The organism is Rhodoferax sp. LB1P47, assembly GCF_056521445.1.
The window spans coordinates 299,402-321,610 of sequence record NZ_JBWMAU010000002.1 but is presented as its reverse complement, the minus strand read 5'-3'; the positions used below and the strand labels follow the sequence as shown (position 1 = coordinate 321,610).

Genomic DNA, 22,209 nt, shown 5'->3' with positions numbered 1-22,209 from the left:
ATTTTTATAGCTACTAGCGCAGGTGGAAATTGCGCTAAAGGCATATTTCTTATAAATCATGGCGTGGCTGCTCTGCCCGCCGGGTCGGGGCAAATCTGGGTGCCTGCTGTGCCGTCCAGCAGGGCTTCGATGTCGTCCAGCGAGCCGATCACGGCGCGGCATCCAGTGGCGGCTACGAACGCGCAGGCGGCCGCCACCTTGGGGCCCATCGTGCCGGCGGGCCAGGGGTGTTGCGCCAATGCTTGCGGCGTGACTTTGCCGAGGGCGCGCTGGCTGGGCAGGCCCCAGTCCAGGTACACCGCAGCGACATCGGTGGCGATGACCAGGCAGTCGGCTTGCAGTTCGCGCGCCAGCAGGCTGCTGCACAGGTCTTTGTCGATGACGGCCTCTACGCCTTGCAGGCTGTGGCCATCCGCGCCCCGGGCTACGGGGATGCCGCCGCCGCCTGCCGCAATCACCAGCGCGTTGTGTTCCAGCAGCCAGCGGATGGCCTCCAGGCCCAGCACGCGCAGCGGTGGGGGGGAGGCGACCACGCGGCGCATGCCTTTACCGTCGGCGGCCATCGCCCAGCCTTTATCTGCTGCCAGTGCCTCGGCCTGGGCGGCGGTGTAGACCGGGCCAATCGGTTTGGTCGGGTGGCTAAACGCGGGGTCGAGGGGGTCTACCTCCACCCGGGTCAGTAGCGTGGTGATGCTGCGTGTGGCGGGCAGCAGGTTGGCTAGCTCCTGCTCCAGCAGGTAGCCGATCATGCCCTCCGACTCAGCCCCCAGCACGTCCAGCGGGTAGCTTTCCACAGCGCTGTCTACGGCGGTATAGGCGGCAGCCTGCAAGGCCAGCAAGCCCACTTGGGGCCCGTTGCCGTGCGTCAGTACCAGCGTATGTGCGCTGGCAATGCGGGCCAGCTGGGCGGCGGCGCGGCGGATGTTGACCAGCTGGTTGCCCGCACTCAGCGCCTGGCCGCGCCGCAGCAGTGCATTGCCGCCCAGGGCGACGAGCACCTTCATGCCAGCGTGGCCACCAGCACCGCCTTGATGGTGTGCAAGCGGTTTTCGGCCTGGCTGAAGACGATGGAGGCATCGGACTCGAAGACTTCGTCGGTCACCTCGATCTCGCTCAGGCCATAGCGCTCGTGGATTTGGCGGCCCACCTCGGTGTCCAGGTTGTGGAAGGCAGGCAGGCAGTGCATGAAGCGCGAACGCGGCTTCTGGGTGGCCTGCATCAGCGCGGTGTTGACCTGGTAGGGCATGAGCTGCTCGATGCGCTGCTTCCACACCGCGTCCGGCTCGCCCATGGAAACCCAGACATCGGTGTAGACAAAGTCGGCCAGCGCCACGGCTTTGAGCGGGTCGGTCTCCAGCGTGATGCGGGCCCCGGTGGTGACGGCCAGTGCGCGCATCTGCGCCACCAGCTCTGCCGGTGGTTGCAGTTCTACGGGGGCGGCGATGCGCACGTCCATGCCCATTTGCGTGCCGCCAATCAGCAGCGAGCAGCCCATGTTGAAGCGGGCGTCTCCCAGGTAGCAAAACGACAGCTCGTGCAGCGGTTTTTCGCCAAACTCCTGCATGGTCAGCAGGTCGGCCAGCACCTGGGTGGGGTGGGCTTCGTCGGTCAGGCCGTTCCACACCGGTACGTGCGAGTAGCGGGCCAGGTCTTCCACCACGCTTTGGTGGAAGCCCCGGTACTCGATGCCGTCGTACATGCGGCCCAGCACCCGGGCCGTGTCCTTCAGCGATTCCTTGTGGCCCATTTGCGAACCCACCGAGTCGATGTAGGTGACGTGGCCGCCCTGGTCGTGTACCGCCACCTCAAAGGCGCAGCGGGTGCGCGTGGAGGCTTTTTCAAAAATCAGCGCGATGTTTTTGCCTTGCAGCCGGGGGTGTTCGGTGCCCGCTGTTTTGGCACGTTTCAGGTCGGCGGCCAGGTCCAGCAGGTAGCGGATGTCGGCGGGGGCGAAGTCTTGCAGCGTCAGCAGGCTGCGGTTGCGGAGGTTGAAGCTCATGGGGTCCTTGGGGGGTTATTTCATTTCCAAAATTCGGTGGGGGTGGGGTGTGCTGGGAGCGGGCTGGCATGGCACTCGACTTTGCGGCTGTCCCCCGCGACGGCCTAGGGCCGTCGGCTCCTCCTTTATGCCGCTGCGCCGAGTGCCATGCCAACCCGCTCCTGCCAGCGGTATTGCCACGCGATGTGCGCCCAACACCCTTGCCGAGGAGGTTGGGGTGGATGGCGTAGCGAAATAAAGGAGGAGGCCGCAGGCCGGGGGACATTCGCGGAGCCACCCACCCCGGCCTCCTCGGCCTCCCCGAGGCGTGCCCACATCGTTAGATCGCATCGCGCTCGATCGGGCAAGACATGCAGTGGCTGCCGCCGCGCCCGCGCCCCAGTTCGCCGCTGGGCACGGTGATGACTTCCACCCCGGCTTTGCGCAGCAAGGTGTTGGTGTAGGTATTGCGGTTGTAGGCCATGACCACGCCGGGGGCCAGGGCCAGCAGGTTGTTGCCGTCGTCCCACTGTTCGCGCTCCACCTCGTAGGCATCGCCCCCGGTGGCGATGCTGCGCAGCCGGGGCTGGCCGATGGCGGCGGCCACCACTTCCAGGAAGGGCAGGGTCTCGGTGCGCACGTCCAGCACGCCATCGCTCTTGCCGGGGCGCAGGCTGTGCACGCGGATGGCGTTCACCACCTCGGGGAACACCGTGACCAGGTCCACATCGCAAAAGGTAAACACCGTGTCCAGGTGCATGGCCCCGCGTGATTTGGGCAACTGCGCGGCCAGTACCTGGGTAGCTGCACCCTGGGCAAACAGGCGGCGGGCCAGCTGGCTCACCCCCTGGGGCGAGCTGCGTTCACCCATGCCGACCAGCACCACGCCATTGGCCAGCGGCATCACGTCGCCACCTTCCAGCGTGGCCAGGCCATGGTCGCTATGGCCTGCCTCGGGGTCGCCCCACCATTCGGTCACCGTGCCGGCAAACGCGGGGTGGAAGCGGTACACCGCCGCCATCAGCAATGTTTCCTGGCGGCGGGCCGGCCAGTACATGGGGCACAGCACCACGCCCGCGCCAATCCAGCAGCTGTTGTCGCGGGTGAACAAGGTGTTGGGCAGGGGCGGCAGCAGCAGGTCGGCCGGGCTGGCGCAGCGGGCCAGCAGGCCGTCCATGGCAAACGGCAGCTCGGCCCGGGCCACGCCGCCAATCAGGTGCTGGGCCAGCAGCGCGGGCGGCAGGGCCTCTAGCCAGGGGCGCAGCTGGGCGGCGGTTTCAGGGTCTACAAAGTCGGGGCTGAGTTTGCGGTCTAGCAGCCAGGTGCGGGCCACCAGGTTGCCCATCGTGGTGGCCAGCAGGTCGTGCAGCTCCAGCACCTCCACACCGCGATCGGTCATGGCCGATGTGAAGGCATCGTGGTCGTTGCGGGCCTGCGCCACCCACAGCACATCGTCAAACAGCAGTTCGTGGCAGTTGGCTGGGGTCAGGCGTTTTTGCGCCAGACCCGGGCGGCAGACCAGTACCTTGCGCAGGCGGCCGACTTCGGAGTGCAGGCCTTGGGAGGGGGTTGTCATGGTGGTGTGTCCGGTTTTAAAGCGTGAGTTGGCCCATGCTGAGCAGATAGGCGGCGACTGCGGCCAGCGCCACCAGCAGCGCCAGCACCAGCCATTCCCAGGGCGTAAATGCCTGTTCGGAACGCTGGCGTTTGGCCACGATGTACAGCAGCGCACCCGGCGCATAGAGCAGGGCGCTGAGCAGTAAATACTTCAGCCCGGCCGCATACAGCAGCCACAGACAATACACGGCCGCCAGCCCGGCCACAGCGATGTCGCTGCGGTGCTGCGCCGCACGCGGACCCTCGCCGCGCCAGGCCAGCACCAGGCCGTACAGGGCGCTGAATAAATACGGCACCAAAATCATCGCGGTGGACAGCGATATCAGCGCCAGGTACGAGGCCTTCCAGAACAGCGTGACCAGCAAAAACACCTGCACCATGCCGTTGGTCAGCCACAGGGCGTTGGCGGGCACGCCTTGGGGGTTTTGCTGGGACAACCAGGACGGCATGACACCACCGCCTGCCGGTGTGAACAGCGACTCTGCCGCCAGCAGCATCCAGGCCAGGAAGCCACCGCCCACCGAAATCACCAGCCCCAAGGTAATGGCCACCGCGCCCCAGGTGCCCACGGCCTTTTCCAGCACGCCCGCCATCGACGGGTTTTTGAGTGCCGCCAGTTCAGGCTGGGTGGTGATGCCCAGCGACAGCAACGACACCGCCATCAGCAGCACCAGGCACACCAAAAAGCCCATCACTGTGGCGCGGCCCACGTCTTTGCGCTCACGGGCGCGGGCCGAGTACACGCTGGCCCCCTCGATGCCAATAAACACCCACACCGTCACCAGCATGGTGCTTTTGACCTGGTCCAGCACCGAGCCCAGCTGGGCATTGCCCCAGAAGTCGAGCCGGAAAGTGTCTATCTGGAAAGCCATCGCCACCAGCACGATAAACAGCAGCAGCGGCACCACCTTGGCCAGCGTGACCACGGCGTTCAGTACTGCCGCACCCTGTATGCCGCGCAGCACCAGCAGGTGGATGGCCCACAGCGCAATGGACGCGCCCAGCACGGCGGCGGGCGTATTGCCGTCGCCCAGCACCGGAAAGAAGTAGCCCAGCGCACCAAAGGCCGCCACCAGGTAACCCACGTTGCCAATCCAGGCGCTGATCCAGTAGCCCCAGGCCGAGTTAAAACCCACGTATTCGCCCGACAAGGCACGGGCATAGGCGTACACGCCGTTGTCCAGCTCCGGCTTGCGCAGCGACAGCATTTGGTAGACGCGGGCCAGGGTCAGCATGCCCACGCCGGTGATGGTCCAGCCGATCAGAATAGCCCCCGCACCGGCCCCCGCCGCCATGTTTTGCGGCAGGCCAAAAATGCCACTGCCAATGATGGAGCCCACCACCAGGGCCACCAGCAGGCCGAGGCCCAGCGTGCCGGGAGCCCGTGCCACCGCAGTCGGTTTGGGAAAAGGTGTAGCCGATGGGGTCATAACGTGCTCTCAGACGACAGTGGTTGAAGAACTTACGGTATCCAAGCTCCACGGCCTGTGTCTGTGCGCTGACAGACATAGCGACGCTCCATGTACCGACATTGCCAGTGTTTCCCGGCCAGCGGGTGCGGCCCTTGATGCATATCAAATGGCAGCCAAGTTGCCTGTGTTCGCTACCGCACAGATGGATGCCACCCGGGCCGCGCGTGGACCCAGCAGCACGGTTGCGGGCTATCGCCGTTAGGTAACTGCCCCTAATCACCACTCTATGTGCGCTAGCACATGGCGGGCCGCTGGGCATTTGTAGACCATCCGTTACGCGTCAAGTACGCACTGTTTGGCTGCGCAGCCAGAGATTTCATCAAACCATCGCAGTCTGCTGTTTTCATGGCGATGGCCCATTTTTTGGAAAGCTCGTACCGCATGACACCCACCACTACGCCTTTGCTACCGAAGCCGGTTACCCATCCCGCCCGCAATCTGGACCATTGGACCCATGCGAAGTTGGCGCCCCTGAGCGGGGGTATTTCTACCGTGGCCTTGCAGCTGGCCTTTATGGACTGGTTGCTGCACCTGTCGCGCAACCCGGGGCAAATGGCCGAACTGCGGGTGGCCGCTGGGCAAGAAGCGGCGCTGCTGGCGGGCGAGCTGGTGGCGCTGCATGCGGCCGCATTTGCGGATGCACCACAGCCGCCCGGCCACTTGCTGCAAGACCGGCGGTTTTCCGATCCGGCATGGCAAACCTGGCCCTTCAACCTCTACAGCCAGACATTTTTGCGCACGCAAGCGTGGTGGCAGCGCGCCAGCACGGGGGTGCGGGGCGTGTCCAAACACCATGAAGATGTGGTCAGTTTTACGCTACGGCAGTTGCTGGACACCTTGTCGCCCGCCAACCAGGTGGCCACCAACCCGGTGGTGTTGCAGCGCATGGCCGACACCGGCGGGGCCAGCCTGTGGCAGGGGTTTCAAAACTACCAGGACGACATGCAACTGCTGCGGGCACAGGCCGCACCGCTGGGCACCGATGCCTACCCCGTGGGCACGGTGGTGGCCACATCGCCGGGGCAGGTGGTGTTTCGCAACCGGCTGATCGAGCTGATCCAGTACACGCCCAGCGGTGACAGCGTGCACCCCGAGCCGATTTTGATCGTGCCGGCCTGGATCATGAAGTACTACATCCTGGACCTGTCGCCGGGCAACTCGCTGGTCAAATACCTGGTGGACCAGGGCTTTACCGTGTTTGTGGTGTCGTGGACCAACCCGACAGCGCACGACCGCGACCTGGGCATGGACGACTACCTGCGCATGGGCGTGGTGGACGCGCTGGAGGCGGTCTGCACCGTGCTGCCCAATCAAAAAGTACACGCAGTGGGCTACTGCCTGGGGGGCACCCTGCTGTCGATGGCCGCTGCGGCGATGGGGCGCGATGGCGATGGGCGGCTGGCCTCGCTGACGCTGCTGGCGGCCCAGACCGACTTCTCCGAACCCGGTGAGCTGGCCTTGTTCATCGACGAAAGCCAGATCGCCCTGCTGGAAGACAGCATGTGGGACAAGGGCTACCTGGACAACCAGCAAATGGCCGGTGCGTTCCAGATGATCAGCTCGACCGACCTGGTGTGGTCGCGCATGCTGCACGACTACCTGATGGGCCAACGCACGCCGGTGGGCGATGTGATGGCCTGGAACGCCGATGGCACCCGTTTGCCCTACCGCATGCACACCGAATACCTGCGCAGCCTGTACCTGCACAACGACCTGGCGCGGGGCCGCTACCCGGTGCGGGGCAAGCCGGTGGCGCTAACCGATATAGGCTGCCCGATTTTTTGCGTGGGCACCGTGCGCGACCACGTGGCACCCTGGCGCTCGGTCTACAAGCTGCACTTGCTGACCGACGTGGAGCTGACCTTTTTGCTCACATCGGGCGGGCACAACGTGGGCATCGTCAACCCGCCGGGCGTGCCGCACCGCAGCTACCAGGTGCAGATCCGCCAGCATGACGGCAAGTTTGTAGACCCGGATACCTGGCTGGCCGCCACGCCCGAGCAAGAGGGATCTTGGTGGCCCGTGTGGGCAGACTGGCTACAGGCCCGCTCCGGCCCCTTGGGCGCGCTGCCCAGCATGGGAGCCGAGGCGCAGGGGCTGCCGCTGCTCGGCCCGGCACCCGGCACCTATGTGTTGCAAAAATAAACCGCAGCCCCTGACCGCAATAGGCGCAGCTTGAACACCCATCTCACCCAATGGTTCAGCCATTTTTTGCGCCGCCACGGCCGGTTGCAGCATTTTTCCCGGCATCCCCTGGGCGATGCGCTGGCCCGCCCGGGCCCCCAGGAGGCGGCATCCCCGCCGATGGCCGCCGCGCTGTTGCAGGTGGCGCAAGACGACCCGGCGGCGGCCATAGCCCGTCTGGAGTCGTGCGCCGAGGGGCTGAGTGGTGCGGAAGCGGCCCTGCGCCTACAGCAGGTCGGCCCGAATGAAATAGCCCATGAAAAGCCGGTTCCCGCATGGCTGCACTTGTGGCGTTGCTATAAAAATCCTTTTAATGTGTTGCTCACCGTGCTGGCCGTGGTGTCGTATCTCAGCGCCGATGCCAAAGCCACCACCGTGATTGCCGCGATGGTGGTGCTCAGCACCGTGGTGCGCTTTGTGCAAGAAGGCCGCTCCCACACAGCGGCCGAGAGCCTGAAGGCGCTGGTCGGCAACACCGCCACCGTGCTGCGCCGCACGGGCAGTCAGCCTGCGGGCACACCGACACCCCACGTGGAAATAGCCCTGCGCCAGCTCGTTCCTGGCGACATCGTGGTGCTGTCGGCGGGCGACATGGTGCCTGCCGACTGCCGGGTGCTGTCGGCCCGTGACCTGTTCATCGCCCAGTCGGCCATGACGGGCGAGTCCTTGCCGGTCGAAAAATTTGTCGAGCGCCGGGGCACGGCCGAGGGGGTGCTGGAGCAAAGCAACCTGGTCTTTCTGGGCACCAATGTGGTATCGGGCACGGCCACGGCGCTGGTGGTGGCCACCGGCAACCGCAGCTACTTTGGCACGCTGTCGGCCAAGGTCACGGCCACAGATGCCGCGCCCAATGCGTTCCAGGCCGGGGTCAACAGCGTCAGTTGGCTGCTGATCCGTTTTGCCGGGGTGATGACGCCCATCGTGCTGCTGGTCAACGGCTTTACCAAGGGCAACTGGGCGGAGGCGTTTTTGTTCGCCCTGTCGGTGGCCGTGGGGTTGACCCCCGAGATGCTGCCGATGGTGGTCACCTCCACCCTGGCCAAGGGCGCGGTGCTGCTGTCGCGCAAAAAGGTGGTGGTCAAGCGGCTGGATGCGATCCAGAACCTGGGCGCGATGGATGTGCTGTGTACCGACAAAACCGGCACCTTGACGCAAGACAAAATTGCCCTGGCCCGCCATACCGACGTGTTTGGCCGCAACTCTGAAGAGGTGTTGAATTTCGCCTTTTTGAACAGCTACTACCAGACCGGCCTGAAGAACCTGCTGGACCGCGCGGTACTGGACCATGTGGAGCTGCCCACCGAGCTCAAGCTCAAGCAGGACTACCGCAAGATTGACGAGATTCCGTTCGACTTCGAGCGCCGCCGCATGTCGGTTGTGGTGTCCGAGCGCGATGCGCACCACGAACTGATTTGCAAAGGCGCGGTGGAAGAAGTGCTGGCCATTTGCAGCCATGTGCGCCTGGATGAGGGCAGCGGCCCCCAAGAGCAGCCGTTGGATGCCGCCATGCTGGAGCGCGTGCAGCAGTACACCCACCGGCTCAACGGCGAAGGCCTGCGGGTGGTGGCCGTGGCCATGAAAGAGCTGCCGAATAGCCAGACTGTTTACGCGGTGGCCGACGAGGCCGCGCTGACACTGGTGGGCTACATCGCCTTTTTAGACCCGCCCAAAGACTCTGCCGCCCCGGCGCTGCAAGCCCTGGCTGCCCACGGCATCCGCACGCTGGTGCTGACGGGCGACAACGCAGTGGTGACCGCCCGCGTCTGCAAGCAGGTGGGCCTGGTGGCCGGAACCGTGATGCTGGGTGCAGCGGTTGAAAAAATGGATGACACGGCCCTGGCCCAGGCGGTGCAGCAGCACCAGGTGTTTGCCAAGCTCACGCCGCTGCACAAGGAGCGCATCGTGCGCGCCCTGCGCGGGCTGGGCCATGTGGTGGGCTTTATGGGCGACGGCATCAACGACGCGCCTGCGCTGCGGGCGGCAGATATTGGTATCTCGGTCGATACGGCGGTAGACATTGCCAAAGAAGCCGCCGACATCATCCTGCTGGAAAAAAGCCTGCTGGTGCTGGATGAAGGCGTGGTCATCGGCCGCAGCACCTTCTGCAACATGCTGAAGTACATCCGCATGACGGCTAGCTCCAACTTTGGCAACGTGCTGTCGGTGCTGGTGGCCAGTGCCTTTTTACCCTTCCTGCCCATGCTGCCCCTTCAGTTGCTGCTACAAAATTTGCTGTACGACATCTCGCAAACCGGCATACCTTTTGACAACGTAGACCCGGAGCTGGTGGCCAAGCCGCTGCAATGGAACCCGGCCGACATAGGCCGCTTCATGGTGTTTTTTGGCCCCATCAGCTCCATTTTTGACATCAGCACGTTTGCGCTGATGTGGTGGGTGCTGGGGGCCAATAGTTTGGCGCAGCAAACGCTGTTCCAGTCGGGCTGGTTTGTGGTGGGGCTGCTCACGCAGACCCTGGTGGTGCACATGCTGCGCACCCCCAAGATCCCGTTTGTAGAGAGCCGGGCCGCCACGCCGCTGCTGCTGATGTCACTGGCCACCATAGCCGTGGGCATCTATTTGCCGATGGGGCCGCTGGCGGAATACTTCAAGCTACAGGCCCTGCCGCTGCCTTATTTCGGCTGGCTGCTGGGGATCTTGCTGGGCTATGGGCTGCTGACAACGTGGATGAAGCGGTACTACATCCGGCGGTTTGGCTGGCAGTGATGGGGAATTACAAGTGTTTTATGCCTCTAGCGCATATATCTACTGCGCAAGAAGCTATCTTTATAGTAGCAATTTCCCAAAGTGCGCCTGCTTGCTTTAGATCAAGCTTTATCCACATCGGCTCCGCTTGCCACCGTTTTGACACACCGTCTGCCCAGACTAGTTGCTGAACCCTGCTAACCCAAGGACTCCATGCAAAAAACCCAAGCGGTGGCCGCGCTCGGCCAGCACAAACTGATGCTCCCTACCTGGGTGCACGCGGCACTGGCGGCCAATGACCGGCTCAAGGTGTACCTGACCGTGTTGCAGGCCGCCGCAGAGCATGCATTGCACCCCAAGCGCGACGCGCTCGACCTGGCCCACGAGATGGCCGCCGCCGGCTTGCAGGGCGTGTGGTTGCAAGACCTTGCCGCAGCGGCGCGGCGGGTAGACAAAGACCTGCTGCTGCCCGATCTGCCCAAGCTGGTGCAGGACTTCAGGGACGACCTGGCCACGATGGCCCGCCCGGTGCTGGACGGCGCGGCAATGGGTACAGAGCCCGCCGCACGGGTGCAGCACTGGCTCGACTGGCTGGCCGCGTTGCCGGTGGACCGGCTGACCGACAAGCAGGTGGAGGCGCTTACCCACGGCAAACGCGGCGGGGCGGACAGCCTGCACCTGCTGGTGATGGACCTGCACAAGCAGATCAACCAGCTCTCCAGCGCCTTGGCCACCGAAGTGATTGACGGCGCCAATGTGTGGGAGCTGCAGCCCGGCGACCACGTGCGGGTAGCCGCCTTTATGCGCGGGCTGAACCGCACGGCGGGCCTGAAGTTCGACCACCCCGGGCTGGACACCAGCGCCACCCGCGACGGCGAGCGCCTGCTGCTGCAAAACGACATTGGCACCAATGACGCGCATGTGCTGGTGATGCAGGTCACCGCCCATGCCATCAGCCTGACCTATTCCGACCTGCACCGCGAGCGGCTGGAGTTCTTTCAGGCGCTGTTGCTGCCCTTGGGCGCGCAGTGGTCGGCGCTGGAGTCCCGCACCCAGGCCGAGCTGAATGGCGGCGAGGCCTATTCGGTGTCCACCGCCCAGTTTGACTGCGCCAGCGATGCCGCGCTGGAACAGGCGCTGGAGGGCATAGGCTCGCGCATCGTGTTCCTGATCGACTGGAACCGCGCCCGCAAGCGGCTACAGGCCTTTGTGGGCAAGGCCGATGCCATCGCCGTGCTGGCCGAGGCGGCCCGGCGTGACGTGGGCCACCGCGCCTGGCTACAGATCGGCGGTGAACGGACCATCTTCGCGGCCATGCAGGCAGCGGGCGAGGGCGCTTTCCGCATTGGCGACCGGCTCGACGAGGTGCTGGGCGCCGCCGATGCCCGTGGTTTTTTGGTGGCGGTGCTGGAGCTGGCCTGCAAGGTTTTGCAGGCAGGCCAGCCACCCGCCCTGGCCGTGGACGAAACCCGCATGCTGCTGGCCCAGCGCGTGCGCCAGCGCAGCAGCGAATTCGACCTGCTGGCCGAACACGCCGCCTACTGCCACGCGCTGGCGCAGGCAGTCAGCGACGGGCTGGCGCACGGCGTGGAAAGTTCGGGCAAAGCGGCCAAAGCGTTGGCGGCCCAGGCCAAAATCTGGGAACGCAAGGCCGACCATTTGGTGATGCAGGCGCGCGAGAAAGCCCAGCGCCAGCCCCGCTGGCGGCCGATTGTGGCGCTGGCCGAGCAGTCGGACGCAGTGGCCGATGCCTTGGAGGAGGCCGCCTTTTTAATCAGCCTGGTGGCCGACGACCACCACAAAGGCTGGACTGCCGAGGTGCGCAAAGTGCTGGGCCGCCTGGCCGCCACGGTGCTGGAGGCCACGCAAGACTACGTGAAGGCGCTGGCCATCGCGCAGACTTTGGGCGCAGACAGCCTTGCCAGCGACAACGATGCCTTTTTGGCCGTGACGTGGCGCGTGCTGCAAGCCGAGCGACAGTGCGATGCCTTGCTGCGCGATGCGCGGCGGGTGATTTTGGCCACCGTGCAGGATGCCCCTTCGCTGATGCTGGCGAATGACCTGGCCGTGGCGCTGGAACTCGCCTCGGACCACTTGCTGACAGCGGGCTATGCGCTGCGCGATGTGGCCTTTGGCAATGCAGGGGTGCATTAATGCCGCACCGCCACGAACACCACAAACACCACGGTGCGCACGCCAAACTGCCTGCGCTGGTACTGCCGCCCCCTTCCGCTCCGCTACCGACGATTCCACTCGCCGAGGCACCGCCGCTGGCCTGGCCCGACGAGGTGTATCTGGTGGGCTGCGGCAACGCGGCCGACAGCCACTTGCAGCCCTCGGGCCAAACGATGGGTTTCAAGGCCTGGAATTTGCTGCGCATGGCCCAGATGGGGCTGCCCGTGCCACCGGCCTTTGTGCTGGGTACGCACTACTGCACCGACCCGGCCGCCCGGGCGCTGGCAGCCCGCCCCGGGCTGTGGCAACCCGGCTTGCACGCCCTGGAGCAGGCAGCAGGGCAGGTGTTTGCTAGCGTGCGGTGCCCGCTGCTGGTGTCGGTGCGCTCGGGCGCGCCGGTGTCCATGCCCGGCATGATGGAGACGCTGCTTAACATCGGCTTGTGCGATGCCACGGTAGACGGCGTGCTGCGCCAAACCGGCAACCCCCGCCTGGTGTGGGATGCCTACCGGCGCCTGGTGGCCACCTATGGCGAGGTGGTGGCAGGCCTGCCCGTGGGCGTGTTTGACGCGGCCACGCGGGCCTTGGTGGGCACGCGGGATGAACGGGATTTGGACTTTGCCGATCTGCGCCTGCTGACCCAGCGTTTTCTGGCGGCCTACGCACAGGCGGCAGGCCAGCCGTTTCCCCAAGACCCGCAGCGGCAATTGGCCGGAGCCATCCAGGCGGTGCTGGCCTCTTGGCAATCTGACAAGGCGTGTGCTTACCGGCGCATGAACCAGATTGCCGATGCCATTGGCACCGCCGTGACCGTGCAGCGCATGGTGTTTGGCAACGCCGGTGGCGCATCGGGCGCGGGTGTGGGCTTTACCCGCGACCCGGCCACCGGGGAACCCGCGCTGTGGGTGGACTTTTTGTTCAACGCGCAGGGCGAAGATGTGGTGTCGGGCCGGCGCAGCGCCCACGGGCACGATGAACTGGCGGCCGTGCTGCCTGCGGTCTGGGGCGCTTTGCAAGCGGCGGCGCAGCAGCTGGAAGCCAGCTTTGGCGACATGCAGGACTTTGAGTTCACCGTGCAGCAGGGCCAGCTGTTCATGCTGCAAACCCGCAGCGGCAAGCGTACCCCCCAGGCCGCAGCCCGTATCGCGCTGGACCTGCTGGATGCCCAGTTAATCGACCATGACACCGCCCGCGAACGCACGGCCGGGTTAGACCGTGCGGCGCTGGCCCAGTCCTGCGTGGTGGCCCCCAGCGGCGCACCGCTACAGCCCTTGGCCCGTGCGGCTACCGCCAGCAGTGGCGTCGCGGTGGGCGAGATAGCGCTGGACCAAGCCCGGGCGGTGGCCCGCCATGCCGCCGGTGCGGCGGTGGTGCTGGTGCGCCGTGATGCAGAAACCAGCGACCTCACCGCATTGGAATCTGCTGTGGGCTTGCTCACCCAGCGCGGGGCCCGCACCTCGCACGCCGCCGTGGTGGCCCGCCAGCTGGGCAAGGTCTGTCTGGTGGGCTGTGGCGAGCTACAGATTGACGATGCAACACGCAGCATCCAGATGGGCAGCACCGTCTTGCACGAGGGCGATGTGCTGACGCTGGACGGCAACAACGGCTGCGTGTACAGCGGCGCGGCGCAAACCGAAGTGGTCTACCCGGAGGATTTGCTCGCCCGCCTGGCGCTGTTGCGCAAGTTCTAAGTACGTTTGACGTAAACAACCCTGGAGTTCCTACCATGACACACCCCGACACACCCCTGCCCAGCCCCTACAACCTGGTGGGCAAAAAAGGCCTGGTAATGGGCATTGCCAACGACAAAAGCATTGCCTATGGCTGCGCCAAGGCCATGCACGCTCTGGGGGCCGAAGTGGCCATCACCTACCTGAACGAACACGCCGAACCCTTTGTGCGCCCGCTGGCTGAGGCGCTGCACAGCCCGCTCATCTTGCCCTGCGACCTGGAAAAACCGGGCCAGCTAGAGGCCGTGTTTGCCGCCCTGAAGGACCAGTGGGGCCACCTCGACTTTGCGCTGCACGCCGTGGCCTTTGCGCCCACGCCAGATCTGCATGCCTGGGTGACAGACTGCTCGGCCGAAGGTTTTGCCCGCGCGATGGATGTGTCTTGCCATTCGTTCATCCGCATGGCCAAGCTGGCCGAAACGCTGATGCCCGAGGGCGGCACGCTCATCACCACCAGTTACTACGGCGGGCAAAAAGTGATCGACCATTACAACGTGATGGGCCCGGTGAAAGCCGCCCTAGAGGCGGTGGTGCGGGCGCTGGCGTCTGAGCTGGGTCGGCAAAACATCCGGGTGCACGCGCTGTCGCCCGGCCCCCTCTTGACCCGCGCAGCCTCCGGCATTGAAGACTTTGACAAGCTGCTGGAAAAGGCGGTGCGCGAAACGCCTTTGCGCCGCCCGCTCACCATCGACGACGTAGGCAACGTGGCGGCGGGCCTGGCCAGCGACTGGGCCCAGTGCATGACGGGCAACATCTTGTTCGTGGACGGCGGCTACCACGTACTGGGGTAAATGCATGTACACCCCCACCCCCGTAGACATGATTGAGAACCACACCTTCGATGAAATCAGCATCGGCGACACCGCCCACCTGACCCGCACCCTGCTGGCCGAAGACATCCAGCTGTTTGCCGCCATGTCGGGCGATGTCAACCCGGCGCATGTAGACCCAGACTACGCCAAAGACACCCAGTTCCACGGCATCATTGCCCACGGCATGTGGGGGGCGGCGCTGATCTCTACCGTGCTGGGCACGGAGTATCCCGGCCCTGGCGCCATCTACCTGGGCCAGAGCCTGCGCTTCATGCGGCCGGTACACATCGGCGACACGCTGGATGTGCGCGTGACGGTCACAGCTAAGGACAGCAGCAACCACCACGTCACGCTGGACTGCCACTGCACCGACCAGCACGGGCACGACGCTATCACCGGCAGCGCCCTGGTGCTGGCCCCCACCGAGAAAGTGCGCCGCCCGCGCATGGCCCCGTTGCAGGTGCGCATGCGCGACAAAACCCTTCGCTACCACCAGTTGCTGGCCCGCACTGCCGGGCTGGAGCCCATCACCGTGGCCGTGGTGCACCCTTGCAGCGAAGACGCTTTGCGCGGCGCACGGGAGGCGGCCGACATGGGCCTGATCCGCCCCATTCTGGTGGGGCCGGAGGACAAAATCCGCGCCCTGGCGGCTGCTGCGGGCATTGCCCTGGACGGCTGCCGCATCGTGCCTGCGCCGCACAGCCATGCCGCTGCCGCCCAGGCCGTGGCGCTGGTGCGCAATGGCGAAGCCCAGGCGCTGATGAAGGGCAGCCTGCACACCGACGAGCTGATGGCCGAGGTGGTCAAGCCGGGGAGCGGCCTGCGCACCGAGCGCCGGGTCAGCCATGTGTACCTGGTGGACGTGCCGTCCTACCCCAAACCGCTGCTGATCAGCGATGCCGCCATCAACATCGAGCCCGACCTGGATGCCAAGCGCGACATCGTGCAAAACGCCATCGACCTGGCCCATGCCATTGGCATCGCCCTGCCCAAGGTGGCCATACTCGCCGCAGTAGAAGTGGTGAACGCCAAGATGCAGTCCACCCTGGACGCGGCGGCGCTGTGCAAGATGGCCGACCGGGGCCAGATCACCGGCGGCCTGCTGGACGGGCCGCTGGCCTTCGACAACGCGGTGTCGCCCCAGGCCGTGCGCGACAAAGGCATTGTGTCGCCCGTGGCCGGCCAGGCCGACATCTTGGTCGCGCCCAACCTGGAGGCCGGCAACATGATCGCCAAACAGTTGCAGTACCTGGCCGATGCGCAGGTGGCGGGCATCGTGATGGGCGCGCGCGTGCCGGTGGTGCTGACCAGCCGGGCCGACGGCACGGCGGCGCGCATTGCATCCTGTGCGCTGGCTTTGCTGCTGGTGCGGATGTCCTCTTCAGGAGTGTGAATGGACGCCATTCTGGTTTTGAATGTCGGCTCGTCCAGCATCAAGTTCGCCGCCTACGACCACGCCAGCACGCCGGACGCTGTGCACCTGATCGGCATGGGGCACATGTCCCAGGTAGGGGATGAGATGGAGTTGTTGGTCCAGCAAGCCGATGGCGTGCTGCTGGAGCGCTCGCGCAGTGCATCCGCGCATGCGGCGTTTGAACACAGCCAGGCCCTGACCAGCCTGTTTGCGTGGCTGGACGCGCACCGTGGCGGGCTCACGCTGGCCGCCGTGGGCCACCGCGTGGTGCATGGCGGCCCGCATTTCACCGCCCCGGTGCGCATTACCGACGCGGTGCTGCACACGCTGGACGGCCTGGTGTCGCTGGCCCCGCTGCACCAACCCCACCACCTCAAGGCGATTCGCATCCTGCGCGAGCGCTGGCCTAATCTGCTCCAGGTGGCCTGCTTCGACACCGCCTTCCACCGCACCCAGCCGTGGGTGGCCCAGGCGCTTGCGCTGCCGCGCGCCATCACCGATACCGGGGTACGGCGCTACGGCTTTCACGGCCTGTCCTACGAGTACATCGCCAGCCAGTTGCCCCGCGTGCTGGGCCCGGCCGCGCAGGGCAGGGTGATCGCCGCCCACCTGGGCAACGGGGCCAGCCTGTGCGCCCTGGTGGATGGCAAAAGCGTGGCCTCCAGCATGGGCTTTTCGGCGCTGGATGGCCTGGTGATGGGCACCCGCTGCGGCAGCCTGGACCCCGGCGTGCTGCTGTATTTGCTGCAAGAGCGGCACATGGCACCGCAGGAGGTGAGCGACGTGCTGTACCGCCAATCGGGCCTGCTGGGCGTATCGGGCATCAGCAGCGATATGCAGGTGCTGCTGGCCAGCACCGAGCCGCATGCCGCGCAGGCGATTGCGCTGTTCGTCTACCGCATCGTCACCGAAATCGGTGCGCTGGCCGCAGCGATGGGTGGGCTGGATGCGCTGGTCTTCACCGCCGGTATAGGGGAGCACTCTGCCGCCATCCGCGCCCTGGTGTGCGCGGGCTGCGCCTGGCTGGGTGCAGAGCTGGATGTAGCGGCCAATGCCAGCGGGCAAACGCGCATCCACACCGCTGCCAGTCGGCTGCAGTTAGCCGTGATCTCCACCGATGAGGGGCGCATGATCGCCGTCCATACGCTGCGCAATATATCGGAGTGAAAATGGCTTATAGCGCATATGCATACTGCGCAAGTAGCTATCATTTTTAACTATTTGGCAAATGACAAACTGCTGCTGCGCTGGCGAAAATGCAGCCACACAATGCCGCTCAAGCCCGCCGCAAAAAAGCACCACACCGAAATAAACCAGGTGGTGTAGACCGTGTAGGCGGCAACGAACGACACGGTGGCGGCCACCCCAAACAGCCACACCGCCCGCTGGCTAGAAAACAGCGGGCTGGCGCAGGTACTCAGCAAATACAGCCCGCTGGCGGCCAGCACATGGAAGTGCGGAAAGATGTAGACGATGTGCTGGCCGCTCACCTCTGCCACCACCCGCAAGCGCAGCAGGTACGACAGTAAAAACAGCGCCGTCACACCCCCCGCCAGCGCAATGCCCAGCAGCACTTTGCGCCGCCAGGGCACGGTCTCCATCAACAGCACCGCCACGGGCACGTAGATGGGCCAAATCACTTGCGAGAACAGCGAGTAGGCCTGCGTCAGCCCGACATTCAGGCACGGCGCTTTGTCGGGAAAGGTCAGCCACAAGGCCCCTTCGATCAGCTGTTGCACGCCAAACCACAGCGGAATCAGCGCAAACGGCAAGTCCGCCCGCCGCTGCATGCGGTACGCCCTGCGCCCGGTGACGCTGCCCACGGCCAGCAGCACGGCCCCGGCGGTGAAGCTGGCGGTGGCGGAGAAGCACATGCCGGTGACCTTTGGGGCTGCGGCTTACTTGAACGCTTTGAGCAAGGCTTCAAACTCGGTTTTCAGCGATGCGTCGTGCGGTGTGATGGGGGGAATCTCGCGGTCGATTCCCAGCAAGCTGTACACCGCAGTTTGGGCAGCACGCACCGAGTATTCGACGGTAAAAACCACGTCATCGGCCAACTCCACAAACTGGCTGATAAAGGCAAAGTTGCGGGTGTGGGGGGGCACGGGCACAGGCCGGTCGCCGGGCATGCGGGGCATGAACATGCTGGTAATAAAGGGCATGCGGCAGGGTATGCAGTTGCCTGTGGCCACGGTGTCCAGGTCAAACCGCAGGTGGCCGCAGAGTTCTTGCAATATTTCTGCGCCATTGCATTCGGCCATCGGTTTGGCCACAAAGTTACCAATGCGGTCTGGAAACAAACCATAGCCCCAAAACACTTGCACATCGGCGCTCTGGTTGGCAAAGTGGGGTTGGTGCGCCAACACAATCGACATCAACCAGTGGGAGTCTTTGAACGTGACCAGCCCGCCGGTACCCGCTACGTTGCCGCTGAACGCCTGCATCTGGTTAAAGAACGCGGGGTCTTTCAGCGTTACGGTGAAGGATTCCCAGCTGGACTGCGCGATGCAGCTGTTGAACGCGGCGGGTCGGCCAAATTCTGGCCGCCCGGCGGATAGCTTTTCCCACAGCGACCAGCTGCCGCTGTCTTGCTTGGTGTTTTTGGCGGGCGCATGCTCCATCGAGCCCAGGCTGGAGGCATCGGTCATGGAGCCGTTTTGTAAAAAGACCAGGTCTTCTTCTTGCACGGGCCAGTTTTCATCCAGTCCGCCGTGCACGCATTGCAGGCCGGTTACGCTGAAAGCGCCGTCTACGGTGTGGTGCTGGATGTCGATCACCTGGCAGTCGGTGACGAATTGCACCCCTTGGGCGGCCAGCCAGTGCTGGAGTGGCAGCACCAGCGAGTCGTACTGGTTGTAGACCGTGCGCTTGACCCCTGCCAGCGTTTCAATGCGCGAGAACTCCAGCATGAAGCGGTGCAGATAGCGCTTGAATTCCACCGCGCTGTGCCAGGGCTGGAAGGCGAAGGTGGTGGCCCACATAAACCAAAATTCGGTCGTAAAAAAGGGGGGCGACAGCCAGTCGGTAATGCGTGAGTCGCCTATGGCTGTTTCGTCCGCCCGGCTGAGTTTGAGCAGCTCCAGCCGGTCTTGCATGGAAAAACCCATCGACGCCACGGGAACCTTGGCCCGGCGGCTGTCCACCAGCCTGGCGTGGGCGTGGGAATGGTGCTGTTCATTGAACGCAATGGTGTCGTCAAACACCGTTTTGCCGACCTGGAGCAACGACGGGATGGACTTGAACAAATCCCAGGTGCATTCGTAGTTGTCGGTGGTCAACATGCGGCCCCCGCGCAGTACATAGGCGTGGTGGCTATCGCCTGCGCCATCCAGGCTGCCGCCCATCGATGGCGCGGCTTCCAGAATGAAAATTTGCGCGCCAGGAAAAGCGCCATCGCGCACCATGAAGGCAGCGGCGGCCAGCGACCCGATGCCACCGCCCACCAGATAGGCTTTGCGTTGTGTTTGCATGTGTGCGGCCTTGTTAATGGGCCGCCACCGCATCGGCGGCATGCGACTGCTTCTGCACCCATGCGGCAAAGCTGTCCATCCAGCTCTGCAAAAATTCTTTGCTCCCCGGGCCAATGTTGCCTTGCGCGTCAAACAAGCCGTCTTTGGCATGGATAAAACCTTCTGGTTGCCCCATCGTGGGAACGTCCAGGTAGGCCAGTACATTGCGCAAATGCTGCTGCGCCATCGCCGTGCCGATAGCGCCTACCGATGCACCCAGCACCCCCGCAGGTTTGCCCGCCCAGGCACTGTGGCCATAGGGGCGCGACGCATGGTCCAGGGCGTTTTTAAGCACGCCGGGAATGGAGCGGTTGTATTCGGGGGTCACAAACAGCAGGCCCTGTGATGCCGCAATGTCCTGCTTCATCCGCAGCACCGGCTCGGCCTGGTTGGCATCGTCGTCCTGGTTGTACAGCGGCAGCTCGCCAATCTGCAACTGCTTGAACGAAAAATAAGACGGCGCCAGGCGGGTCATGGCGTTGGCCAGTTGCTGGTTAAAAGAGCCCTTGCGCAAGCTGCCGACGACAACTGCGATTTGGTAATGCTGCATGGAATTTCCCCAAGGTGAGTGGATAGGTGAGGCCAAGATATGCGCCGCACGCCCGTGCGTCTGTGCGCTAGGTAACTTAGGGCGTTTCGCCGAAGTGTGCGAGCACATGGGCGGGTAGTTGGGCTTGCAACGACCGCACCTGCCGCTCCAGGGCTTCGATCCGGTTGAGGTGGCCTAGCAGCAGCGCAACGGTGAATAGCTCCAGGTCAAAATCCGTGCGCAGCGTGGCCACCGCACGCAGCGGAACGACCCATTCGGCGCTGAAGATGGGCGCTTTCGGGGCGGGCTCCAGGGGCACCAGGGCGCTGTATTCCACCAGTTCTTCCAGCTCGTCCTCGCCCAGGCCACAACAGTGGGACAGTTCAGACAAGGTCACGGTTTCACTGGTGTCCAGCCAAACCCATTCAACCAGTTGCAGATTCATGTCGATTCTCCAGAGGGGGCCGGCTTGCGGGGGGTGAAATGAGAGATGTGCGATAGCTCTAAATACAGCGCGCGTTCACGCTCAGACAGCGTGGTGGGTACATCAATTTGCACCAGGGCATACAGATCGCCATGCCCACTTTTTCCCTGGGCCAAGCCCCGACCGCGCAGCCGCAGCTTGCGGCCCGAGCGCGTGCCCGGCGGAACCGTGAGCACCACGGGCCCATCCAGCGTGGGAACCTCAATGTCTGCGCCCAAGGTTGCCTCCCACGGGGCTAGCGCCAAATCGAAGTACAGGTCGTGCTTGTCCGGGCGAAAAATGGGGTGCGGGGCCAGCGCCATGTGCAGGTACATATCGCCATCGGCCCCGCCGTTGCGGCCCTTGCCGCCTTTGCCGCGCAGCCTGAGCTTTTGGCCTTCGCGGGTGCCTGGCGGAATCGTCACCTCTAGCGTGCGCGGGCCCGTGGTATCGGCCAGTTCCAGGTTCAGGGTGGTGCCACGGTGGGCATCTTCCAGCCGAATTTGCACGGTGTTTTCATAGTCGCGGCCCGGCGTGGGTACCGGGCGGCGTGCAGCCCCGCGCGGGCCATGCCCCATAGCCGCCAGCAGGTCGGCGATATCCAGGTCTTCAAAGCTTTGCCCGTGGGGGGCGTATGCATGCTGCCACTGCGGGGGTGGTGCAAATTCTTCGCCCACCGATGGCTGGCCCAGTGCGTCATAGGCGGCCCGTTTCTCGGGATCTTTGAGGGTTGCGTAGGCTTCTGCCGCGTCTTTGAACTGGGCTTCGGCATCCGGATGTTTGGAGACATCGGGGTGGTACTGGTGCGCCAGTTTGCGGTAGGACTTCTTGATCTGCTCCAGGCTGGCATCGCGCGGCAAGCCCAGTGTGGCGTAGTAGTCTTTGTATTTCATGGCTCGCAATCCTGGTAATCCACTGTGCCAAACCGTGCGCTAAGGCTTGCTGCTTTGGTGATTTTCTGTAGCGGTTAATAGACCACCGAGAGCTTGTCTATAACGCTGCGCACACCCGGCGTTCCCCAGGCGGTGAGCGTGGCCAGATTGCGTTCAGACCAGCTATGGACGTTGCCCGTGAGGGTGACCTCACTGTCCTGCACTTTGACGGCAATGTGGTCCGCATCCGAGGCGGCGCGGCGGCGCAATGCGGCTTCAATATCGGCCTTGACCGCGCTCAGGGTCACCTTGGGTTTGATGGCAATTTGGTCGCTCACGCCGGTAACGCCCATTAAATGCCGCACCACGCTGGCAGCGGCTTGCCGTTGGTATTCCCAATCCACCTCCCCCGTCAGGGTGACCCAGCCTTTTTCCACCATCACTTGGACGCTGTCTTTGGCCAGCGAGGTGCTCCACTGCAAGACGTTTTCTACCGACTGGGCGATGTCGGAGTCGTGGCGGTGGCTCCAGCCGGGCAGCGCCACATCCATCTCCACGGCCAACCCCCGGACACCGGATACCCGTTGCGCCGCATGTTCGGCGTTCCATTTTTCAGCGTAGCTTTCTACGTGGCCTGCCAAGGTCACGATGCCGTCTGAAACCTCTACGCCGATGTGCGCGGCGTTGACCGAAGGCTCCCATTTCAACTCGGCAAGGACGTCTGCTTGTATCTGTGCATCTGTTTGCATGG

The 22,209-nt window shown here is 64.5% G+C and carries 17 protein-coding genes; 7 read left to right on the top strand and 10 right to left on the bottom strand.

Annotated elements, in window-relative coordinates; all coding sequences use genetic code 11:
- Positions 1 to 56: 56 nt before the first annotated feature.
- The 4 genes from arcC to arcD form a co-directional block, all read right to left on the bottom strand.
- The gene (gene arcC / locus AC0969_RS05370; protein WP_479623106.1) at positions 57 to 1,004 is read right to left on the bottom strand and encodes a carbamate kinase; all 948 of its coding nucleotides are present in this window, start codon (positions 1,002 to 1,004) and stop codon (positions 57 to 59) included.
- Positions 1,001 to 1,999, bottom strand: a complete 999-nt coding sequence (gene argF / locus AC0969_RS05365; RefSeq protein WP_479623105.1) for an ornithine carbamoyltransferase — start codon at positions 1,997 to 1,999, stop codon at positions 1,001 to 1,003. Before argF ends, arcC begins: the two co-directional genes overlap by 4 nt.
- A 319-nt stretch (positions 2,000 to 2,318) precedes the next feature.
- Positions 2,319 to 3,554: an arginine deiminase gene (locus AC0969_RS05360; protein WP_479623104.1), complete on the bottom strand. Its 1,236-nt coding sequence runs from the start codon at positions 3,552 to 3,554 to the stop codon at positions 2,319 to 2,321.
- A gap of 16 nt (positions 3,555 to 3,570) precedes the next feature.
- Positions 3,571 to 5,025, bottom strand: a complete 1,455-nt coding sequence (gene arcD, locus AC0969_RS05355) for an arginine-ornithine antiporter (RefSeq protein WP_479623103.1) — start codon at positions 5,023 to 5,025, stop codon at positions 3,571 to 3,573.
- A 423-nt stretch (positions 5,026 to 5,448) separates the two neighbouring features.
- Here arcD and AC0969_RS05350 point away from each other — a divergent pair, with 423 nt between their 5' ends.
- The 7 genes from AC0969_RS05350 (at position 5,449) to AC0969_RS05320 (ending at position 17,252) form a co-directional block, all read left to right on the top strand.
- Positions 5,449 to 7,212 (top strand): PHA/PHB synthase family protein, encoded by a 1,764-nt coding sequence (locus tag AC0969_RS05350; RefSeq protein ID WP_479623102.1) that lies wholly within the window; start codon positions 5,449 to 5,451, stop codon positions 7,210 to 7,212.
- A 30-nt stretch (positions 7,213 to 7,242) separates the two neighbouring features.
- Positions 7,243 to 9,975 (top strand): magnesium-translocating P-type ATPase, encoded by a 2,733-nt coding sequence (gene mgtA, locus AC0969_RS05345; protein ID WP_479623101.1) that lies wholly within the window; start codon positions 7,243 to 7,245, stop codon positions 9,973 to 9,975.
- A gap of 192 nt (positions 9,976 to 10,167) precedes the next feature.
- Positions 10,168 to 12,108, top strand: a complete 1,941-nt coding sequence (locus AC0969_RS05340; RefSeq protein WP_479623100.1) for a phosphate transport regulator — start codon at positions 10,168 to 10,170, stop codon at positions 12,106 to 12,108.
- A complete protein-coding gene (locus AC0969_RS05335) occupies positions 12,108 to 13,820 on the top strand; it encodes a PEP/pyruvate-binding domain-containing protein (protein ID WP_479623099.1) in 1,713 nt (570 codons plus the stop codon). The genes AC0969_RS05340 and AC0969_RS05335 overlap by 1 nt, the downstream gene beginning before the upstream one ends.
- 35 nt (positions 13,821 to 13,855) lie before the next feature.
- Positions 13,856 to 14,650: an enoyl-ACP reductase FabI gene (gene fabI, locus AC0969_RS05330; RefSeq protein ID WP_479623098.1), complete on the top strand. Its 795-nt coding sequence runs from the start codon at positions 13,856 to 13,858 to the stop codon at positions 14,648 to 14,650.
- A gap of 4 nt (positions 14,651 to 14,654) precedes the next feature.
- On the top strand, positions 14,655 to 16,064 hold the full coding sequence (locus AC0969_RS05325) for a bifunctional enoyl-CoA hydratase/phosphate acetyltransferase (protein ID WP_479623097.1): 1,410 nt from the start codon (positions 14,655 to 14,657) through the stop codon (positions 16,062 to 16,064).
- A complete protein-coding gene (locus tag AC0969_RS05320; RefSeq protein ID WP_479623096.1) occupies positions 16,065 to 17,252 on the top strand; it encodes an acetate/propionate family kinase in 1,188 nt (395 codons plus the stop codon). It begins immediately after the preceding gene.
- Positions 17,253 to 17,302: 50 nt separating this feature from the next.
- Here the strand turns inward: AC0969_RS05320 and AC0969_RS05315 are convergent, their stop codons facing one another.
- The 6 genes from AC0969_RS05315 to AC0969_RS05290 form a co-directional block, all read right to left on the bottom strand.
- A complete protein-coding gene (locus AC0969_RS05315) occupies positions 17,303 to 17,959 on the bottom strand; it encodes a DUF6629 family protein (protein ID WP_479623095.1) in 657 nt (218 codons plus the stop codon).
- A 24-nt stretch (positions 17,960 to 17,983) separates the two neighbouring features.
- Positions 17,984 to 19,555 carry an oleate hydratase gene (locus tag AC0969_RS05310; RefSeq protein WP_479623094.1) on the bottom strand — a complete coding sequence of 524 codons (1,572 nt, stop codon included), beginning with the start codon at positions 19,553 to 19,555 and terminating at the stop codon, positions 17,984 to 17,986.
- Between the two features lie 13 nt (positions 19,556 to 19,568).
- Positions 19,569 to 20,144 (bottom strand): NADPH-dependent FMN reductase, encoded by a 576-nt coding sequence (locus AC0969_RS05305; RefSeq protein ID WP_479623093.1) that lies wholly within the window; start codon positions 20,142 to 20,144, stop codon positions 19,569 to 19,571.
- Positions 20,145 to 20,220: 76 nt separating this feature from the next.
- Entirely contained in the window at positions 20,221 to 20,568 is a 348-nt protein-coding gene (locus tag AC0969_RS05300) for a chaperone modulator CbpM (RefSeq protein ID WP_479623092.1), read from the bottom strand.
- Positions 20,565 to 21,479: a DnaJ C-terminal domain-containing protein gene (locus tag AC0969_RS05295; RefSeq protein WP_479623091.1), complete on the bottom strand. Its 915-nt coding sequence runs from the start codon at positions 21,477 to 21,479 to the stop codon at positions 20,565 to 20,567. The genes AC0969_RS05300 and AC0969_RS05295 overlap by 4 nt, the downstream gene beginning before the upstream one ends.
- A 74-nt stretch (positions 21,480 to 21,553) precedes the next feature.
- On the bottom strand, positions 21,554 to 22,207 hold the full coding sequence (locus AC0969_RS05290) for a BON domain-containing protein (RefSeq protein WP_479623090.1): 654 nt from the start codon (positions 22,205 to 22,207) through the stop codon (positions 21,554 to 21,556).
- Positions 22,208 to 22,209 lie beyond the last annotated feature (2 nt).